A 16,947-nucleotide genomic window follows, 5' to 3' on the forward strand; every position below is an offset into this window, starting at 1 on the left:
CTGCAGCGGTCTTTTTGGGTTTAGGGAGTATAGATACAATATAGCCATTTTATTAAAGGACTATACATAAAAAAAGTAACCATTTAAAAAATGGCTACTCACACAAAGGGGGGGAACTTAATCTTATCATTCCCACTTTTTCTAAAAGATATGCCTCTTTTAACCCGTTTTTTTAAAATAATTTAGTCGTCCAAGATTCGCAGTTCCACACGTCTGTGACTACATCTTGATAAAATTCAGGTTCGTGACAAATAATTAAGATACTTCCTTTGTATTCTTTTAAAGCTCGTTTTAATTCATCTTTCGCATCTACATCCAAGTGGTTTGTAGGCTCATCCAGTACAAGAATGTTGGTTTCATTGTTAATCAGCTTACATAGACGGACTTTTGCTTTTTCTCCACCGCTTAGAACTTCTACTTTACTTTCAATATGTTTGGTTGTTAAGCCGCATTTAGCTAACGCTGCACGAATTTCATATTGGGTAAAGTGAGGAAACTCGTTCCATGCTTCTTCAATACACGTATTGTAGTTAGCTGATTTAACTTCTTGTTCGAAATAGCCAATATGCTGGTAATCGCCTTTTTCTACAGAGCCTGAAATCGGTTTGATTTCTCCTAGAATACTTTTTAAAAGAGTTGTTTTCCCGATTCCATTTGCTCCTACAAGGGCAATCTTTTGACCTCGCTCCATTTTTAGATTCAGTGGCTTAGAAAGCGGCTCTTCGTATCCAATGACTAAATCAGATGTTTCAAAAATTAATTTGCTTGAAGTACGAGCACTCTTAAAGTTAAACTCTGGTTTTGGACGCTCTTGAGCTAGTTCAATTACTTCCATTTTATCCAGCTTTTTTTGACGGGACATGGCCATATTTCGTGTCGACACGCGCGCTTTGTTTCTCGCTACGAAATCTTTTAAATCTGCCATTTCTTGCTGTTGTTTTTTATAAGCTGCTTCAAGCTGCTGTTTTTTCATCTCATATACTTTCATAAAATCGTCGTAGTCTCCTACATAGCGATTTAACTCTTGGTTTTCCATATGATAAATTAAATTGATCACGCTATTTAAAAATGGAAGATCGTGAGAAATTAAAATAAAGGCATTTTCATATTCTTGCAAGTAGCGTCGTAGCCACTCAATATGCTGTTCATCCAAGTAGTTTGTAGGCTCATCAAGTAAAAGAATTTCTGGTTTTTCAAGCAATAGTTTGGCTAGCAATACTTTTGTACGCTGTCCGCCACTTAAATCCTGTACGTCACGATCTAAGCCGATATCTTCTAATCCTAATCCGCGTGCAATTTCTTCGACTTTTGCATCGATAACGTAAAAGTCATTGTTTGTTAAGAGGTCTTGAAGCGTACCGACTTCTTCTAATAGTTTTTCGAGTTCTTCTGGTGATACATCCGCCATTTTCTCATAGAGGCCATTCATTTGAGCTTCTAAATCAAATAAATATTGAAAAGCACTTTTTAGTACATCACGAATAGAAAGGCCGCGCTCTAATGCCGTGTGCTGATCTAAATAGCCAACGCGCACTTTTTTAGACCATTCTACTTTTCCCGCATCCGGTTCTAGCTTGCCTGTAATGATGTTCATAAATGTTGATTTACCTTCGCCGTTTGCTCCAATTAAGCCGACGTGTTCACCTTTTAACAATCGAAATGATACATCGTTAAAAATCGCACGGTCACCAAAACCATGGCTTAGATTTTTTACGTTTAATACACTCATGCTGACACACCTTTTCTTTTAAAATATCTATCGTACGTTTCGTTATAAACAAATTGATTCATAACGATTATAGCGAACTTATATACATAAATCCATATGAGTTTTCCAGCCTTGAAAGTCATATAAAATTCACTCGCGTCTTCCTTTCACTTGATTCATACTATATATATATCAATGTAGAAAATCCTTCATGACGACGGGACGGTTATATCGAATCATTCAAATAGAGTATATAGAAGAATAAAAAGGCAGGGGGAAAAGAAATGAACATTTATACGATACTAGTGGCAGGAAGAATGCATAAGGAGCTGGAGGAGATAATCAAACAAAAGCAGCTGTCTCAGACGTTTCGATTTATGGAAGAGCAAGACGTTACAATGGAAGATTTAAACTGGGCTGACGCGCTTTTATCCTTCGGTCCAACGAATTACTTTAAAGACCATAGCTTCAAATGGATTCATTCTCTCGGTGCAGGAGTTGATCGGTTCTTAGAAAGTGCGGATTGGAAAAAGAGCGTGATGTTAACACGTACGGTTTGTTCATTTGGTCAGCGGATCAGTGAATATTGTCTTAGCTATATGCTAGCTGAACTTCAGCACCACGCACAGTTTCAGCATCAGCAAAAACAAAAGCGGTGGAAAGCGGTAGAGCCTCAGCAGCTTTCTGCTCAAACGGTCATCATTTATGGAACAGGTGAAATCGGCGGACGTCTTGCAACCGTTTTAAAATCTTTTGGTGTACGAGTGATAGGAGTATCTAAAAGTGGAAATGAAAAGCCGTCATTTGATCAAGTAGTCTCGATTTCAAATGAGAGAGACTTGCTAAAAGAAGCTGATTGGATTATTAGTACAATGCCGCTAACGAATGAAACAAAAAGCTACTTTGACCAAAAATGGATGAATTTAGTTGAGAATGCATACTTTATAAATGTTGGACGAGGTGCAACTGTAGATGAAAATGCGTTAGTAGGGGCTATTGAGCAAAAGCGTATTCGAAAAGCATACATAGACGTATTTGAACGTGAGCCGTTAACGAAAGAATCTTTTTGGTGGAATCATTCACATATCATCATAACACCTCATATTTCGGCGGTGACTACGCCTGCAGAAGCCGTAGAATGCTTTGTTGAAACGCTGCAAAAAGTTGAGCAAGGCGAATTGCCTTCTAACTTGGTTAATATTGAAAGAGGTTATTAAAGCATTATGATGCGCGTTTCCGCTATGAGGATGGTATACTGAAACTTGCTTTTCTTGGACGAAAAGAATGAAATCTGTTCTTCTAGGGGGGAACAAACGTTGAAGCAAGAAGAATTATTTGAACAAGCACGTGTATTTATAGAGACGTGTTACGCTGAACTTGAAAAAAGCGAAGCGGACAAAAACAGGCGATTAAAAGAAATTCATCAGCAAATTATGTCACTCGGACATTATGATCATACATTTGAAGAGTTAGAGCACGGAGCTCGCATGGCTTGGAGAAACAGCAATAAATGTATCGGACGACTATTTTGGCAATCGCTCAATGTATTTGATAAGCGAGAGGTGAGCACAGTTGAAGAGGTAAGAGACGCTCTTTTTCACCATATTGAATATGCAACAAATGACGGGAAAATCCGGCCTACTATTACGGTGTTTAAACCGAAAACGCAAGCAAAAGAACCGATTAGAATCTGGAATCATCAGCTAATCCGCTATGCTGGGTACGAGACGGAATATGGCGTGATAGGAGATCCTGATTCTGTTGCGTTCACGGAAGTTTGCCAAAAGCTGGGGTGGGAAGGTGAGAAAACTCACTTCGATGTTCTTCCTCTGGTCCTGCAAGTTAATGAAGCGTCACCTCGATGGTTTGAGATTCCAAAACATTTAGTGAAAGAAGTAGCTATTACGCATCCAGAACTTCCTGAATTTGAAGACTTACAGTTAAAATGGTACGCTGTCCCGATGATTTCAGATATGAAGCTAGAAATTGGAGGGATTGATTACGTCGCAGCACCATTTAATGGATGGTACATGGGGACTGAAATTGGTGCCCGAAATTTGGCGGATACGTATCGCTATAATCAACTTCCAAAAATAGCTTCTATGATGGGATTGAATATGGATTACAATGCGACGCTTTGGAAGGACAAAGCTCTTATTGAATTAAACGTTGCGGTGCTTTCTTCTTTCAAACGAGAAGGTGTTAGCATTGTAGATCATCATACGGCTGCTCAGCAATTTCACTTGTTTGAAGAAAGAGAACAAAAAAATGGCCGGGAAGTGACTGGGAACTGGACATGGTTAATCCCACCGGTTTCACCAGCTACCACACATATTTTTCATAAGCCTTATAAAAATAAAGTATTATCACCAAATTATTTTTATCAAGACGCAGCTTATTAAATGAACAAAAAAGAGAGTACAAATTTGTACTCTCTTATTACACGTTAATTAATTTTTGTGTTTATCAAGCAAGTTAGCAAGTACATATGTTTTGTACTTTTCCACTTTGCGGCCTTCATGGTTGCGAACTCCTCGTTTTTTAAGTTCCTCAACATACCAACCTTTGCTTCCTACGTGCATACTCAAACACCCTTTCGTCATTTTTTTAGGATGAACAGAATGAGGTTCATTGTCTGCTCGAATGGAGACATCTTGTCTTTCCAATACGTGCCTCATTGTAACATCTTTTATTTTATGATGAAAGGGAAAAAGGTCAAAAAAACGAGAATGATTTCAGGTGAATTTTAGTTTGTTCATTCCTCGTTTTTTTGAGATAGGAGGAGGAGGTTTAATTCGTCTTTATTTTGGATTAGATCTTCTAATGTATACTGATCTAACACTTTAATGAAGGCTTGCATGGCTTCATGCAAAACACTTTTTAACTTGCAGACGGGGCTAATAATGCAGAAGTTTCCTTCACGGTCAAAACATTCAACAATATGAAAATCTTCTTCAGTTTGACGTACCACTTTGCCAATATTAATGTCTTTTGGAAGCTGAGCTAAACGAATACCGCCGTTTCGTCCTCGGATCGTTTCAATTAAGCCAAGTTTTCCAAGTTCGTGAATGATTTTCATAAGATGGTTCTTTGAAATATTATACGCTTCAGCAATTTCTTTTATATTGCTTAGTTTATTATTATCGCGAACGCCTAAATATAATAAAACTCGCAGTGAGTAATCTGTATATTGTGTGAGCCTCATCTTTTTACCTCTTCTCTTATCAGCAGCTGATATATCTATAATAGCATGTCTATATCTAAGAAATACAGAAAGAATGCTCACATTTTTGACAGGGTGAATTTGTGAACATTTCTTTAAATATGTATATAAAATATATCTTTTTAAGTAGGATATGAGTATTATAAAGATGTATTAAAAATATATCTTTTAAAAATGAATCTTTCGGAGGCGAAAGTTATGAAACAAACAACTATTTCTATTGTAAAAAGTACAGTTCCTGTTTTAGAAAAGCATGGTCAAGCAATCACAACTCGTTTTTATGAAATGCTTTTTGAACAGTATCCTTCTTTAAAAAATGTATTCAACCAAACAAATCAAAAAACAGGACGTCAGCAAATGGCGTTAGCTAATACAGTTTATGCCGCTGCGCAGTACATCGATCGGCTTGAAACGCTGCTTCCAGTTGTGAAGCAAATCGCCCATAAACATCGCAGTATCGGCGTGAAAGCAGAGCACTATCCAATTGTCGGCGAGTTCTTATTAAAGGCAATTAAAGATGTTTTAAAAGAAGCTGCGACCGATGAGATTATGGAAGCTTGGAAAGAAGCTTACGGTGCCATTGCAGACGTATTCATAAGTGTGGAGCAAGAGTTATATGAAGAAGCTGAAGAAAAAGGATGGAAAGATTATAAAAAACTAATGGTTCATAAAAAAGTAAAAGAAGCAGAAGGCGTGTACTCGTTTTATTTAGTATCACCTGATCAAAAAGCACTGCCTGCTTTTCTGCCAGGTCAGTACGTGAGTGTACGAATTCCTGGTCAAGAATATTTATCCATTCGCCAGTACAGCTTATCTGGCTATCCAAACCAACCATACTATAAAATTACGGTGAAAAAAGAAAAACAAATGGAAGACGGGGTCGTGTCAACGTATTTACATGATCAATTGAAAGAAGGAGACTTGCTTGAAGTCAGCGTTCCAGCAGGAGATTTTGTCTTAAAAGAAAATAATAAATCAGTATTTATCAGCGGAGGTGTAGGAATTACTCCAATGATGTCAATGCTTCATCAAGCATTGGAAAACAATCAAGAAGTAACATTTATTCACAGTGCTAAAAATGAGCAGTTTCATGCAATGAAACGAGAGCTTCAATCGTTGTCAGAGACATATACGTTTGAACAGCACGTTTTCTATAGTCAAGCGCAAACAGATCAGCATGATGAAAACATAACGTATGGTCGCTTAACTAAAAAAGAGCTAGCTAAATATGCCGGCGATAAACATGCATATTATTATGTTTGTGGATCTTCTTCATTTACACAAATGGTGTTAGAAGGCCTAGATGAAATGGGCATTTCCCAAGCAAATATCATGTATGAATCGTTTGGCCCGAAAATGAGTATGACTCCTTCCGCATAAATGTATGGAAAAAGGGTAAAAAGCTAACAGTAGACAATACTGTTAGCTTTTTTTATGAAAGGGAGTTTAAAGATGACAAATAAGCAGTATGACATGGTGGGAATAGGAATAGGCCCTTTTAATTTAGGCTTAGCGGCCCTTGCTGAGCCTCTTGATGAAATTGATGCAGTCTTCTTTGATAAAGAAGAGAAATTTGAATGGCATCCGGGCATGTTAATTGACGGCACGGACTTGCAGATTCCGTTTCTAGCAGACTTAGTTACATTTGCAGATCCAACAAGCCCCTATTCTTTTCTAAATTATATTCACAAGCAAAAGCGCTTGTATCCGTTCTTTTTCTTTAATCGTTTTGACATTCCGCGTCAAGAATACAACGAGTACGCAAAATGGGTAGCGGAGCAGCTATCTTCCTGCCACTTTTCTTCAAAAGTTGTGGACGTGATACCAAAAAATGAAGAAGAGTATTATGAAGTAAAGGTAGAAACACCTGAGGGAATTCAAACGGTAAATGCTAAACACGTTGTAATGGGAACAGGAAGCATTCCACTTGTGCCTCCGGCTTTTGAAGAAAAGCTAAATGAGCATATTTTACACAGCAGCGGCTATTTACATAAAAAAGAAGAGATTCAAAAAGGAAAGCATGTAACGATCGTTGGTTCAGGGCAAAGTGCTGCCGAGATTTTTCTGGATTTACTAGAAGAACAGACTGAACATCATTACCACCTTACATGGTTTACAAGATCCTCTAATTTTTTTCAGCTTGATCAATCCAAGCTTGCTCAAGAGTTATTTTCGCCAGACTATGTAGATTACTTTCATTCGCTGGCTTTTGAGGAACGTACAAGCACGGTAGAAGATTTAAACCCCCTACGTCACGGAATTGAATCTTCTACCTTAACGAAAATCTATGATTTACTCTATCATCGTTCACTTAAAGGAAGAGTACCCGTTACGATTCAAGCTTCGACTGAAGTAAGTGACATTCATAAAAAAGCAAATGGATATGAGCTGGAGTGTAAACAATTAAAGGCTGATCGCTCTTTTCAATACGAAGCGGATCGTTTGATATTATCCACGGGCTATAAGCCAAAGATTTCGCCGTTCATCGAACGAATAAAAGATGATATCGAATGGGAAGATGACAAGCGTTTCAACGTCACAAAAGATTACCGGCTTGTCTTTAAACAACCCCGTAACCACCACTTTTTTACGTTAACTAACATTGAACATTCACACGGATCTGGCGCAACAAATCTTGGTTTATCCGTTCAGCGTAATCAGCGTATTCTGAACGTAATTGCAGGTAGAGATGTGTATCCAGTTCCAGAAGAGACGACGTTTCAGACATTTAATTTGTTTTGAATGTCTGATTTATAAAAACCTACACTGTGTTTTTTAGATTATTGTAGAAAAGTTTTTTACTCATAAACCATGTTTAAAAGAATAGTGTACGGGTATTTTATTTATAGAACATTAGTACACAAATCAATTAAGGAGTTGCTTAGAATGAGTAAGAAAATTGCAGTATTAGTAACAGATTTATTTGAAGATGTGGAATATACAGATCCAGCCAAAGCCTTTGAAGAAGAAGGCCATACGCTAACAAAAATCGATGTGAAAACAGGCGAAGTAACAGGTAAACAAGGCGAAACAACATTAACAATTGATAAAGCAATTGCCGATGTAACACCAGAAGATTTTGACGCATTGTTTTTACCCGGAGGCTTCTCACCAGATATCTTGCGTGCGGACGATCAAGTCGTAGCTTTTACAAAATCATTTATGGATGAAGGCAAACCGGTTATGGCTATTTGTCACGGGCCACAGCTGCTAATCAATGCTGAAACATTAAAAGGACGTGACGTAACTGGTTTCAAATCAATTGCTATTGATTTGAAAAATGCAGGCGCAAACTTCCATGATAAAGAAGTTGTGGTATGCGGTAATCAACTAGTTACAAGCCGTACACCAGATGATATGGAAGCATTCGTACGTGAATCAGTAAACGTCTTAAAATAAGTAAATAATATTAGTAAAACTTTCTGTAAAAGGCGATAACAGGGTGGTTTACCACTCTGTTGTCGCCTTTTTTGTATGTAACGTTTTTGACGAGGAATTTACAGTTATATTACCGCATTGGATGAAGCTGTTTTTCAAAGTATATGAAAACCTTTTACTATCAATAGCTGGAAGTCGCGTAATATAATCGAAATATTTTTTACATAAGTGTGAGTATAATTTTGGTAGCTTAAAAGACGTTGCGAGTTTCATAGTTTTCGTGCAACAATGAGGATGCATCACGAGGTTGGCTTGCTACAAGCTTAGATGCGTTGCGGTTTTACAAAAAACTTTATTATCACATAGGAGGATTTCAAACATGAAGAAAAGGTTTCGTATTGCCACTGTCGCAGGTGCCGTATCATTAGGATTACTAACAGCAGGACAAGCAAATGCAGCAGCTCCTGATTGCAACACTCCAAAACAAATTACCATTAAAGATGCTCAAGCAGCACAAAATATAAATGTAGACGAGCTATTAAAGAAATTTAACGCTCAAGGACAATCTGCTCAAGCAGCAGCTCCACAGCAAGAAACACAGGCACCAGATCAAGCTGAAGCAGCTCCACAGGAACAAGCACAAGCACCAGAGCAAAGTGAAGAAGCAAAAGCTCCGGAGCAAACACAGCAAAACACAAAAGCTCAACAATCAGAAAATACTGATAAAGCAGAGCAAACAAAAGATGCTAGTCAATTTGAACAAAAAGTAGTAGATTTAGTAAACCAAGAACGTCAAAAACAAGGTTTAAAGCCTTTAACACTTAACAAAAAATTAAGTGACGTTGCACGCACTAAATCAAAAGATATGATGGACAAAGGGTACTTTGACCACAATTCACCAACATATGGTTCACCATTTGATATGATGAAACAATTCGGCATTGAATATACAACTGCAGGTGAAAACATTGCAAAAGGTCAGCAATCTCCTGAAGATGTAATGAATGCTTGGATGAATAGTGACGGTCACCGCAAAAATATTCTAAACCCTGATTTCACTGAAATTGGTGTTGGATACGTAAAAGGTGATACTACGTACTGGACTCAACAATTTATCGGTAAGTAATACAAAAAGAGCAGGATATACCTGCTCTTTTTTGCGTTTTTAGCTGTCCAATTTGGGTATAGTAAAGTAAGAACACGTAAAGGAGTGCCTTACATTGGGACGTATATTAAAAAAAATTCTAGTCGCTGTTTTTCCCATCCTTTTAAAAGAAGGATATCGTCATTATAAAAATCGTAAAACTCGAACTACGCCGTCTAAAGGGTATAAATAAAAAGGACTCAAAAGAGTCCTTTTTGTTTTATGCTTGAACGGGGATATGCTTGAATTCTTTTACGTTAAATAATCCTTTGTCGGTTAATTTTAGACATGGGATAACAGGCAAGCTTAAGAAAGATAACGTCAGCAGCGGGTTGAATTTCTGTGAAATATCAAGCTCATGAAGAGCCCCGTGAAGCTGCTTAAGTAAGCTATTTACTTCATTGTAAGGGTGAGGTGACATTAACCCTCCGATGGAAAGAGGGAGGGAACCAATCACTTCATTATCTTTTACAATAACAATACCTCCGCCGATTTCTTCAATTGCCGCAATCGCTTTTGCTAAATCCTCATCATTTGTTCCTACGGCTACGATATTATGTGAATCGTGAGCAATCGTAGTAGCGATCGCTCCGTCTTTTAACTGAAAGCCTTTTACGATCCCAAGACCAATATTTCCTGTTAGATGATGGCGCTCAACAACAGCCATTTTCAGCTGATCGTTTTCTACAGAAGGCTGAAATTCGTTTTGTTTTACTTGAACTTCTTCTACAAGATGATTTGTAAGCAGGCTGTTTGGATTAATTTCAATAATATTAGCCCGATTGTGCTGAAGTGGTATCGTAAGTTTGTTAATAGAAAACTCTTTCAAATGAACAGAATTCATTAGTTCTGTTGGAAGATCAATTTGTTCTTCTTGCACAGACAGCATCTCTCCATTTTCAGCAATGAGCTCTCCGTTTTGATAAACATGTGCTGCAGATATATCGGTTAAGTCGTCCAACAGAATAAAATCAGCTTTGTAACCAGGAGCAACCGCACCTCTATCTTTTAACCCGTAGCATTCAGCGGCATTTAATGAAGCCATTTGAATCGCAATTAACGGATCCAGCCCGAGTTCAATAGCAAAACGAACATTGTAATCAATAGAGCCTTCCGTTAATAAATCATCTAGATGTTTGTCATCGGTACAGAATAAAAATCTGCGCGCGTTGCGTTCATTTACAGCAGGTAACAATTGTTTCAAATCTTTAGCAACAGAACCTTGGCGGATTAGAACATACATCCCGCGCTGAATACGTTCAATTGCTTCTTCTGCTGTTACGCATTCATGATCTGTTGAAATATTAGCGGTACGATAAATGTTAACGCCCGTGGCATCTAGCCCTGAGCCGTGCCCATCAATTACGCCGTTTGCATCGTTAGCTGCTTGTAATTTATCGAGCATATCGTCATCTCCATCTCGAACAGCAGGGAAATCCATCACTTCTGCTAATCCAAGCACGCGAGAGTGAGAGAAAAATGGCGCTAAGTCAGCTGCTTTTAAGACGGCTCCAGAGCTTTCAAAAGGAGTTGCTGGCACGCTTGAAGGTAAGTTCACAAATACGTCTAAAGGAATGGAATCCGAGTTTTGAAGCATAAACTCAATGCCAGATTTCCCTGAAACATTCGCAATTTCATGAGGATCCGTTACGACAGTTGTAACGCCTCTAGGTACAAGAAGTTTTGAGAACTCTTTAGGTGTAACCATTGATGATTCAATGTGAACGTGTCCATCAATGAACGTAGGCGAAATGTATTTTCCTTTTGCATCAACGACGTTATTCCCGTCGTATTGACCTATTCCAACAATCACTCCATCAGCAATCGCAATATCGGCTTCAATGATGGAAAGCGTAAAGACATCGATAATTTTCCCGTTTTTCACTACAAGATCTGCAGGTATTTTTTTATTGGCAACAGCAAGCTGTTTTTTTAAGGTTGTTTTTGTATTTGACATGAATGTGACTCCTCTCATTGTATAACTGAATAACAATGAAGGACTATGTAAGGGAGAACATAAAGAAGAATAAAAATGCAGTATGAATGATGTTCAACCCTCGTAGTCCAACTATTTACGGTAGTTCGGTAGAAACTCTTGGACCCTATTTCCAAGACTATACGAGCTTTAGGTATTTCGATACATTCTATAGACAAATAATAAAAACGTCAATTCTTAATAAAAAAGAAAGATTTTTGGGAATATTTCATCTATGTGTATGTAAACGATTTAACTCTTATTTGCTCGCTAAAAGGTGCAGCATTCATGTATAGAAAAAAATGTAGAAAAAACCGTCAATGGCTATTAGTCATTGACGGAGGTGTCATTAAGCTTGTTTACGCAGTGTACCTAATTCTTCCGCGATCGCTTGCATTTCACTTGGGCTAAAAGAATCTTTTCTCATTACCATATCGTATAAGTACTTTAAGTCTTCATACATTTCTTCGTCAAAAGCTTCGGCTTTAATTGCTCCGATATTTAGCATGCGCAATTTTTCACTGATGCTATCGACCATATGTTTAATATTCTCTGGAGATTTTACTGATAAATCCACTTTGTTCATCCTTCCAGTTGCGTTTTTTTTATTGTAACATGTTTTTATCGTGTGAACACTTTTATGTCAGGTTCTTATCCACAGAAGAGTGGAAACGATATAAATAAAAGAAAACTATTTTTTAGTTTAAAAATGATTGTATATAATGTTTGTAATAAGGGAAAGGAGTCGAGACTATGATTAACGTATTATTCGTTTGTTTGGGAAATATTTGTCGTTCACCCATGGCAGAAGCGGTCTTTAAAGATATGGTGAAGAAAAAAGGGCTACAAGGACAGATTCACGTAGATTCTGCAGGCACAGGAGGCTGGCACAAAGGAAATCCTCCTCATGAAGGGACGCAATCTATTTTAACGAAAAACAACATTGATTTTAAAGGGCAAACAGCAAGACAAGTGATTCAAGAGGATGTAGCTAAATTTCATTATATTATTGGAATGGATGTCGAAAATGTAGGAAATCTGAGAAGGATGGCTGGACATACTAAAACAGGTTATATTGCAAGACTTTTGGATTTTGTGCCTGGTTTACATATTGAAGATGTGCCTGATCCTTATTTCACGGGAAATTTTGACGAAGTATATGACTTAGTTCAAGAAGGATGCAAGGCGCTTTTAGACGAAATTATAGAGAAGCATTTCTCGGAATAAGTGATACTAAAAAAATAAAAAACGGAGGAGAAACGACAAATGGGTAAACGAAATAAGCTAGTAGAAGGTATGGTCATTGGAGCAATTATAGGAGGAGCTGTTTCTTTATTTGATAAAGAAACCAGAAGTTCCGTTATTCAAGGAAGTAAAAAATTGAAAGACAAAACAACGACTCTTATTCAGCATCCTGAACTTGTAACGGATACTGTGAAAGAGAAATATGAAACGATCCGTACGACCATTGAGCAAGTTTCTGAAGATGTATCATTTGTAGCGGGAAAAGTAGAAAAGTTAAAAGAAACAACCCCTCAGGTGATGGAAATTGTAAACGATACAAAAGAAGCATTTGTAGAGAAGTATGGTGATGAACAAAAATAAATAAGGAGGCACATATGGCTGGAATATACATAAATAACATCGTAAAGTTTGGCAAAGAACTCATGGGCCGCATTCATCGAGATGAGCTGCCCAGCTTATCAGCTGAATTGGCTTATTATTTGCTGCTCTCGCTATTTCCTTTTTTAATTTTCTTAATTACGCTGATTGGATTTTTGCCATTGGAATCAACAGATCTGCTTGACTTGGTCGAAAATGTAGCGCCACAGCAAACGCTGCACATGATTGAAAGCAACGTTTCTCATATCATTGGTTCTCATAATGAAAAACTATTGTCCTTTGGTATCATTGCCACGATGTGGTCTGCTTCAAATGGAATTAATGCGATCGTAAGGGCATTTAACCGAGCGTATCACGTACAAGAAAATCGGCCGTTTTTAGTGGCGAGAGGCATGGCAGTTCTCCTTACTTTTGCGATGATATTTGTTATTATTGTAGCGCTTTTACTTCCTGTTTTTGGTCATATGATTGGTCTTTATTTATCGTCTACGTTTGGATTTTCAGAAACTTTTCTCGCTTTATGGTCTGCTTCCCGCTGGATTATCAGCGGTCTCATTTTGTTTACTGTTTTTACGGGGTTGTATTACTTTGCTCCTAATAAAAAGCTGCTGATTCGAAATGTTGTAAAAGGAGCGGCTTTTGCTACGGTCGGATGGACAGTAGTATCGATGCTATTTGCGTATTACGTCAATCATTTCAATAACTATACGGCTACATATGGAAGCTTGGGCGGAATTATTATCTTGCTTATTTGGCTGTACCTATCGGGTATGATTATCGTTATTGGAGGAGAAATTAACGCTATTTTCTACGACCGCCGAGTCAAATCTTCATAGTCACAAATTGGGATGAAATCATTCGCAAGATATGAGCATACTAACCAAGTGAAAGGGAGGTTTTACATCATGACAAAGCATACGAAAAAAGACGGAAGCAATACAAAGCAAAATAAAAAGAGCCAGCCAAAGCATAAAACAAGCAACAGCCAAAATGGACAAAACGGTTACCATTAAGGCATTGATTTCCATAATAAAAAGCCTAACAAATACGTTAGGCTTTTTTTCGTTAAGATTTTAGCAAGCGAAGGCCGTTTAAGATAACTAAAATGGTGCTGCCTTCGTGACCAATAACACCAAATGGCATATCAAGCACTTGGAAAAAATTTGAACAAATTAATAAAAAGATGACGGCAATAGAAAAAATAACATTTTGCTTCACAATTGAGTTCATTCGTCTGGAAAGAGCTACTGCATCCGAAATTTTTGATAAATCATTTTTCATTAAAACGATATCTGCCGTTTCAAGTGCCACATCCGTTCCTTCTCCCATAGCTACTCCAACGTTAGCAGTAGCGAGAGCAGGTGCATCGTTAATACCATCTCCCACCATTGAAACGGTAGGGAATTTTTCTTTTAACGCTTTAATTTTATCTACTTTCGCTTCAGGCAAGCATTCTGCAATGTATTCATCGACGGCACATTCTTTTGAAATGGCCTCGGCTGTTTTTTCGCTGTCTCCTGTAATCATGACGGTATGAATACCCTGCTCTTTCAGAGATTTAACAGCTTCTACAGCTTCTGTTCGTACAACGTCTTTTAGCGCAAGCAATCCCACAATACCATGCTGGTCTTTTGCGTACACAATCGTTTTTCCTTCACTGGCAAGCGTAGATGAAATCCCATTTTTAAATTCAGCTGCTTCTTCTTTACCTACAAAATCTGCTTTTCCTATCTTCCACGTATCTCCTTGAAGAGACCCAATCACACCGTATCCGGGAACGTCTTCAAGTGAATCTGGCTGAACGAGCGTCAATTCCTGCTTGTTTTTCACAAAGTCAACAATGGATTGAGCAAGCGGATGATTAGACTGACGTTCAATTGAAGCTATTTTAATAAGAAATTCCTGTTCGTTTATATCAGAACGTACAATAACATTTGTCACTTCTGGCTTTCCTTTTGTTAACGTGCCTGTTTTGTCAAAAGCAATTGCGCTTAAATGGCTTAACCTTTCCAAATGCACGCCGCCTTTGAACAAAATTCCTTTTTTTGCTCCGTTTGAAATAGCAGACAGCGAAGCAGGGGTGATAGATGCAACTAGGGCGCAAGGAGACGCTACAACTAAGAGAATCATTGCTCGGTAAAATGTCTCAGTCCAGCTCCATCCAAGCACATAGTGGGGGAGAAACAGCATAACTACCACAACCGATAGAACAATTTTTACGTATGTGCCTTCAAATCGTTCGATAAACAATTGAGAAGGAGACTTTTCACTTTGAGCCGTTTGAACAAGTTGAATGATCTTTTGAAACAGCGTCTCAGCACTTGGCTTTGTCATTTTAATGGTAATGGCGCCTTTCACATTCACCGTGCCCGCGAATACTTCATCATCGAGCTGTTTTAGTACAGGAACAGATTCACCCGTAATAGCCGCCTGATCAATCGTTGTTTGACCTGAGACGACAATACCATCGGATGGCACTCGTTCACCCGGCTTAACTAACAGCAAGTCTCCGATTTGTAAATCTGAAATGGAGACAATTTCTTCTTGATCTCCAATCAGCCGCGTTGCTTCTTGCGGCTGCAAATTCATTAAGGCGCTAATTTCTCGGTTGCTTTTATTCATGGTGTACGTTTCTAATGCACCGCTTAGTGCAAAAATGAAAATAAGCATAGCACCTTCTGTCCAGTAGCCAATTACAGCCGCTCCAATGGCCGCAATAATCATTAGCATTTCGACGTTTAATTCTTTATTTTCAATCGTTTCTTCAATGCCTTCTTTTGCCTTAGCAAATCCACCTATCACATAAGCTAATACAAAGAGCGTAATAGATACAGCTGTATCCTGCTGTTTTGAAATCAGCCAGCCGGCTAAAATAAGCACTCCGCTCAACAGTGCAGCAATGAGTTCACCATGTGTTTTTAATACGTTGACAGCAGAAGATGTTTGCGGCGTTTGTTCTTGTTTTTTAGGTAACGCATTTTCCATACAAATCCTCCTTGAACGATAATTGAGAAAAATAATCACAATCATTACCCCTAAAAAAGCACGAAAGCTGCCATCTCAGCGATAGCAGCACACTTTTTCCATTTATTATCTTTTGAATTGGGATATTTAGTATAGTATAGCACGGAACAAGCAAGTAGGTAACAACTAATGCTTAAAAAATAAAAACAGAATGCAGCTGGACGTCTGCATTCTGTAAAAAACGTACTACATATCTAAATGCTCTTCATAATATTTATAAGCGGAAGTGTAAATGTGCTCGATATCGGCATCCGTCATGTACATTAAGGTTTCACGGTCAATCCCCTTCATTGTTTCAATAAATGTAATCATGTTTTTACGTTCTTGTCTGCTCATTTATTATTCTCCTCTCCATCTGTTTTAATACAGTTTATTATATTTAATTGTATTATATAACAGAAAAAGTATTTTGTGTGGATTTTTTTTAAAATAGGCAAAAAAATTTTGAAAGACGTAAATAATTGACTATAGAGAAAAAGGTATTTTATAATTTATATATGAACATATGCTCATATACTTGCATATAATGAACGGAGAGATGTTATGAAAAAAGATGAACATTCGTTTTTATCACCTCAAACAGTAGAAGAAGCATCAAGAATACTAAAAGCTATTTCAGATCCTACGAGAATGAAGATTCTCTATTTGCTATTTCAAGAAGAGTGTTCAGTCGGTCATATGGTTGAAGTGCTTGGTGTTTCACAATCAGCTATTTCACATCAGTTAACTCACTTGCGTCATTTACGTTTAGTAAAATATCGCCGTGAAGGGAATACGTATTTCTATACGTACGATGATGAACACGTGGTTGGAATACTGCATCAAGTGATTCAGCACGTAGAATGCGCACATAACGATTAGAAGGAGGGGCT

General features: G+C 37.8%; 17 protein-coding genes and 1 riboswitch. Of the genes, 10 read left to right on the forward strand and 7 right to left on the reverse strand.

What is annotated here, in order from left to right; genetic code table 11:
- Nucleotides 1–172 precede the first annotated feature (172 nt).
- Nucleotides 173–1,729 (reverse strand): ABC-F family ATP-binding cassette domain-containing protein, encoded by a 1,557-nt coding sequence (locus tag NST66_RS00330; RefSeq protein ID WP_028412463.1) that lies wholly within the window; start codon nucleotides 1,727–1,729, stop codon nucleotides 173–175.
- Nucleotides 1,730–1,992: 263 nt separating this feature from the next.
- Between NST66_RS00330 and NST66_RS00335 the strand changes: the two genes are divergently transcribed.
- Together NST66_RS00335 and NST66_RS00340 are read left to right on the forward strand one after the other, a co-directional pair.
- A complete protein-coding gene (locus NST66_RS00335) occupies nucleotides 1,993–2,925 on the forward strand; it encodes a D-2-hydroxyacid dehydrogenase (RefSeq protein ID WP_033580734.1) in 933 nt (310 codons plus the stop codon).
- Nucleotides 2,926–3,024: 99 nt separating this feature from the next.
- Nucleotides 3,025–4,110 (forward strand): nitric oxide synthase oxygenase, encoded by a 1,086-nt coding sequence (locus NST66_RS00340; RefSeq protein ID WP_034267010.1) that lies wholly within the window; start codon nucleotides 3,025–3,027, stop codon nucleotides 4,108–4,110.
- 48 nt (nucleotides 4,111–4,158) lie between these two features.
- Here NST66_RS00340 and NST66_RS00345 read toward each other — a convergent pair whose 3' ends face one another.
- Entirely contained in the window at nucleotides 4,159–4,290 is a 132-nt protein-coding gene (locus NST66_RS00345; protein ID WP_016762840.1) for a YflJ family protein, read from the reverse strand.
- Nucleotides 4,291–4,463: 173 nt separating this feature from the next.
- On the reverse strand, nucleotides 4,464–4,913 hold the full coding sequence (locus NST66_RS00350; protein ID WP_028410145.1) for an Rrf2 family transcriptional regulator: 450 nt from the start codon (nucleotides 4,911–4,913) through the stop codon (nucleotides 4,464–4,466).
- A 216-nt stretch (nucleotides 4,914–5,129) separates the two neighbouring features.
- Here NST66_RS00350 and hmpA point away from each other — a divergent pair, with 216 nt between their 5' ends.
- The 4 genes from hmpA to NST66_RS00370 all read left to right on the forward strand — a co-directional run bounded on the left by hmpA (nucleotide 5,130) and on the right by NST66_RS00370 (nucleotide 9,435).
- Nucleotides 5,130–6,311 carry an NO-inducible flavohemoprotein gene (gene hmpA / locus NST66_RS00355; protein ID WP_033580736.1) on the forward strand — a complete coding sequence of 394 codons (1,182 nt, stop codon included), beginning with the start codon at nucleotides 5,130–5,132 and terminating at the stop codon, nucleotides 6,309–6,311.
- 72 nt (nucleotides 6,312–6,383) lie between these two features.
- A complete protein-coding gene (locus tag NST66_RS00360; protein ID WP_028412459.1) occupies nucleotides 6,384–7,673 on the forward strand; it encodes a lysine N(6)-hydroxylase/L-ornithine N(5)-oxygenase family protein in 1,290 nt (429 codons plus the stop codon).
- Nucleotides 7,674–7,817: 144 nt separating this feature from the next.
- Nucleotides 7,818–8,330 carry a type 1 glutamine amidotransferase domain-containing protein gene (locus NST66_RS00365; RefSeq protein WP_033580738.1) on the forward strand — a complete coding sequence of 171 codons (513 nt, stop codon included), beginning with the start codon at nucleotides 7,818–7,820 and terminating at the stop codon, nucleotides 8,328–8,330.
- A gap of 358 nt (nucleotides 8,331–8,688) precedes the next feature.
- The gene (locus NST66_RS00370; protein WP_033580739.1) at nucleotides 8,689–9,435 is read left to right on the forward strand and encodes a CAP domain-containing protein; all 747 of its coding nucleotides are present in this window, start codon (nucleotides 8,689–8,691) and stop codon (nucleotides 9,433–9,435) included.
- Nucleotides 9,436–9,673: 238 nt separating this feature from the next.
- On the opposite strand, the gene ade is transcribed toward NST66_RS00370, so the two are convergent.
- Together ade and NST66_RS00380 are read right to left on the reverse strand one after the other, a co-directional pair.
- Nucleotides 9,674–11,410, reverse strand: a complete 1,737-nt coding sequence (ade, locus tag NST66_RS00375; RefSeq protein WP_034267013.1) for an adenine deaminase — start codon at nucleotides 11,408–11,410, stop codon at nucleotides 9,674–9,676.
- A gap of 83 nt (nucleotides 11,411–11,493) precedes the next feature.
- Nucleotides 11,494–11,595: riboswitch (purine riboswitch) on the reverse strand.
- Between the two features lie 182 nt (nucleotides 11,596–11,777).
- A complete protein-coding gene (locus tag NST66_RS00380) occupies nucleotides 11,778–12,005 on the reverse strand; it encodes a DUF1128 domain-containing protein (RefSeq protein ID WP_013055127.1) in 228 nt (75 codons plus the stop codon).
- A gap of 176 nt (nucleotides 12,006–12,181) precedes the next feature.
- Here NST66_RS00380 and NST66_RS00385 point away from each other — a divergent pair, with 176 nt between their 5' ends.
- The 3 genes from NST66_RS00385 to NST66_RS00395 are packed head-to-tail and all read left to right on the forward strand — an operon-like array spanning nucleotide 12,182 to nucleotide 13,887.
- Entirely contained in the window at nucleotides 12,182–12,655 is a 474-nt protein-coding gene (locus NST66_RS00385; protein WP_098112304.1) for a low molecular weight protein-tyrosine-phosphatase, read from the forward strand.
- Nucleotides 12,656–12,694: 39 nt separating this feature from the next.
- A complete protein-coding gene (locus tag NST66_RS00390) occupies nucleotides 12,695–13,033 on the forward strand; it encodes a YtxH domain-containing protein (RefSeq protein WP_098112305.1) in 339 nt (112 codons plus the stop codon).
- 14 nt (nucleotides 13,034–13,047) lie between these two features.
- Nucleotides 13,048–13,887: a YihY/virulence factor BrkB family protein gene (locus NST66_RS00395; RefSeq protein ID WP_034267022.1), complete on the forward strand. Its 840-nt coding sequence runs from the start codon at nucleotides 13,048–13,050 to the stop codon at nucleotides 13,885–13,887.
- Nucleotides 13,888–14,116: 229 nt separating this feature from the next.
- Here the strand turns inward: NST66_RS00395 and NST66_RS00400 are convergent, their stop codons facing one another.
- Both NST66_RS00400 and NST66_RS00405 read right to left on the reverse strand, forming a co-directional pair.
- Nucleotides 14,117–16,036, reverse strand: coding sequence for a heavy metal translocating P-type ATPase (locus NST66_RS00400; RefSeq protein ID WP_340843020.1), 1,920 nt, complete (start codon nucleotides 16,034–16,036; stop codon nucleotides 14,117–14,119).
- A gap of 225 nt (nucleotides 16,037–16,261) precedes the next feature.
- On the reverse strand, nucleotides 16,262–16,411 hold the full coding sequence (locus NST66_RS00405; RefSeq protein ID WP_013055132.1) for a BH0509 family protein: 150 nt from the start codon (nucleotides 16,409–16,411) through the stop codon (nucleotides 16,262–16,264).
- 207 nt (nucleotides 16,412–16,618) lie between these two features.
- Here NST66_RS00405 and NST66_RS00410 point away from each other — a divergent pair, with 207 nt between their 5' ends.
- On the forward strand, nucleotides 16,619–16,936 hold the full coding sequence (locus NST66_RS00410; protein ID WP_034267028.1) for an ArsR/SmtB family transcription factor: 318 nt from the start codon (nucleotides 16,619–16,621) through the stop codon (nucleotides 16,934–16,936).
- The last annotated feature ends 11 nt before the right edge of the window (nucleotides 16,937–16,947 follow it).

This window comes from Priestia sp. FSL W8-0524 (assembly GCF_038005965.1).
GTDB classification, from domain to species: Bacteria; Bacillota; Bacilli; order Bacillales; family Bacillaceae_H; genus Priestia; species Priestia zanthoxyli.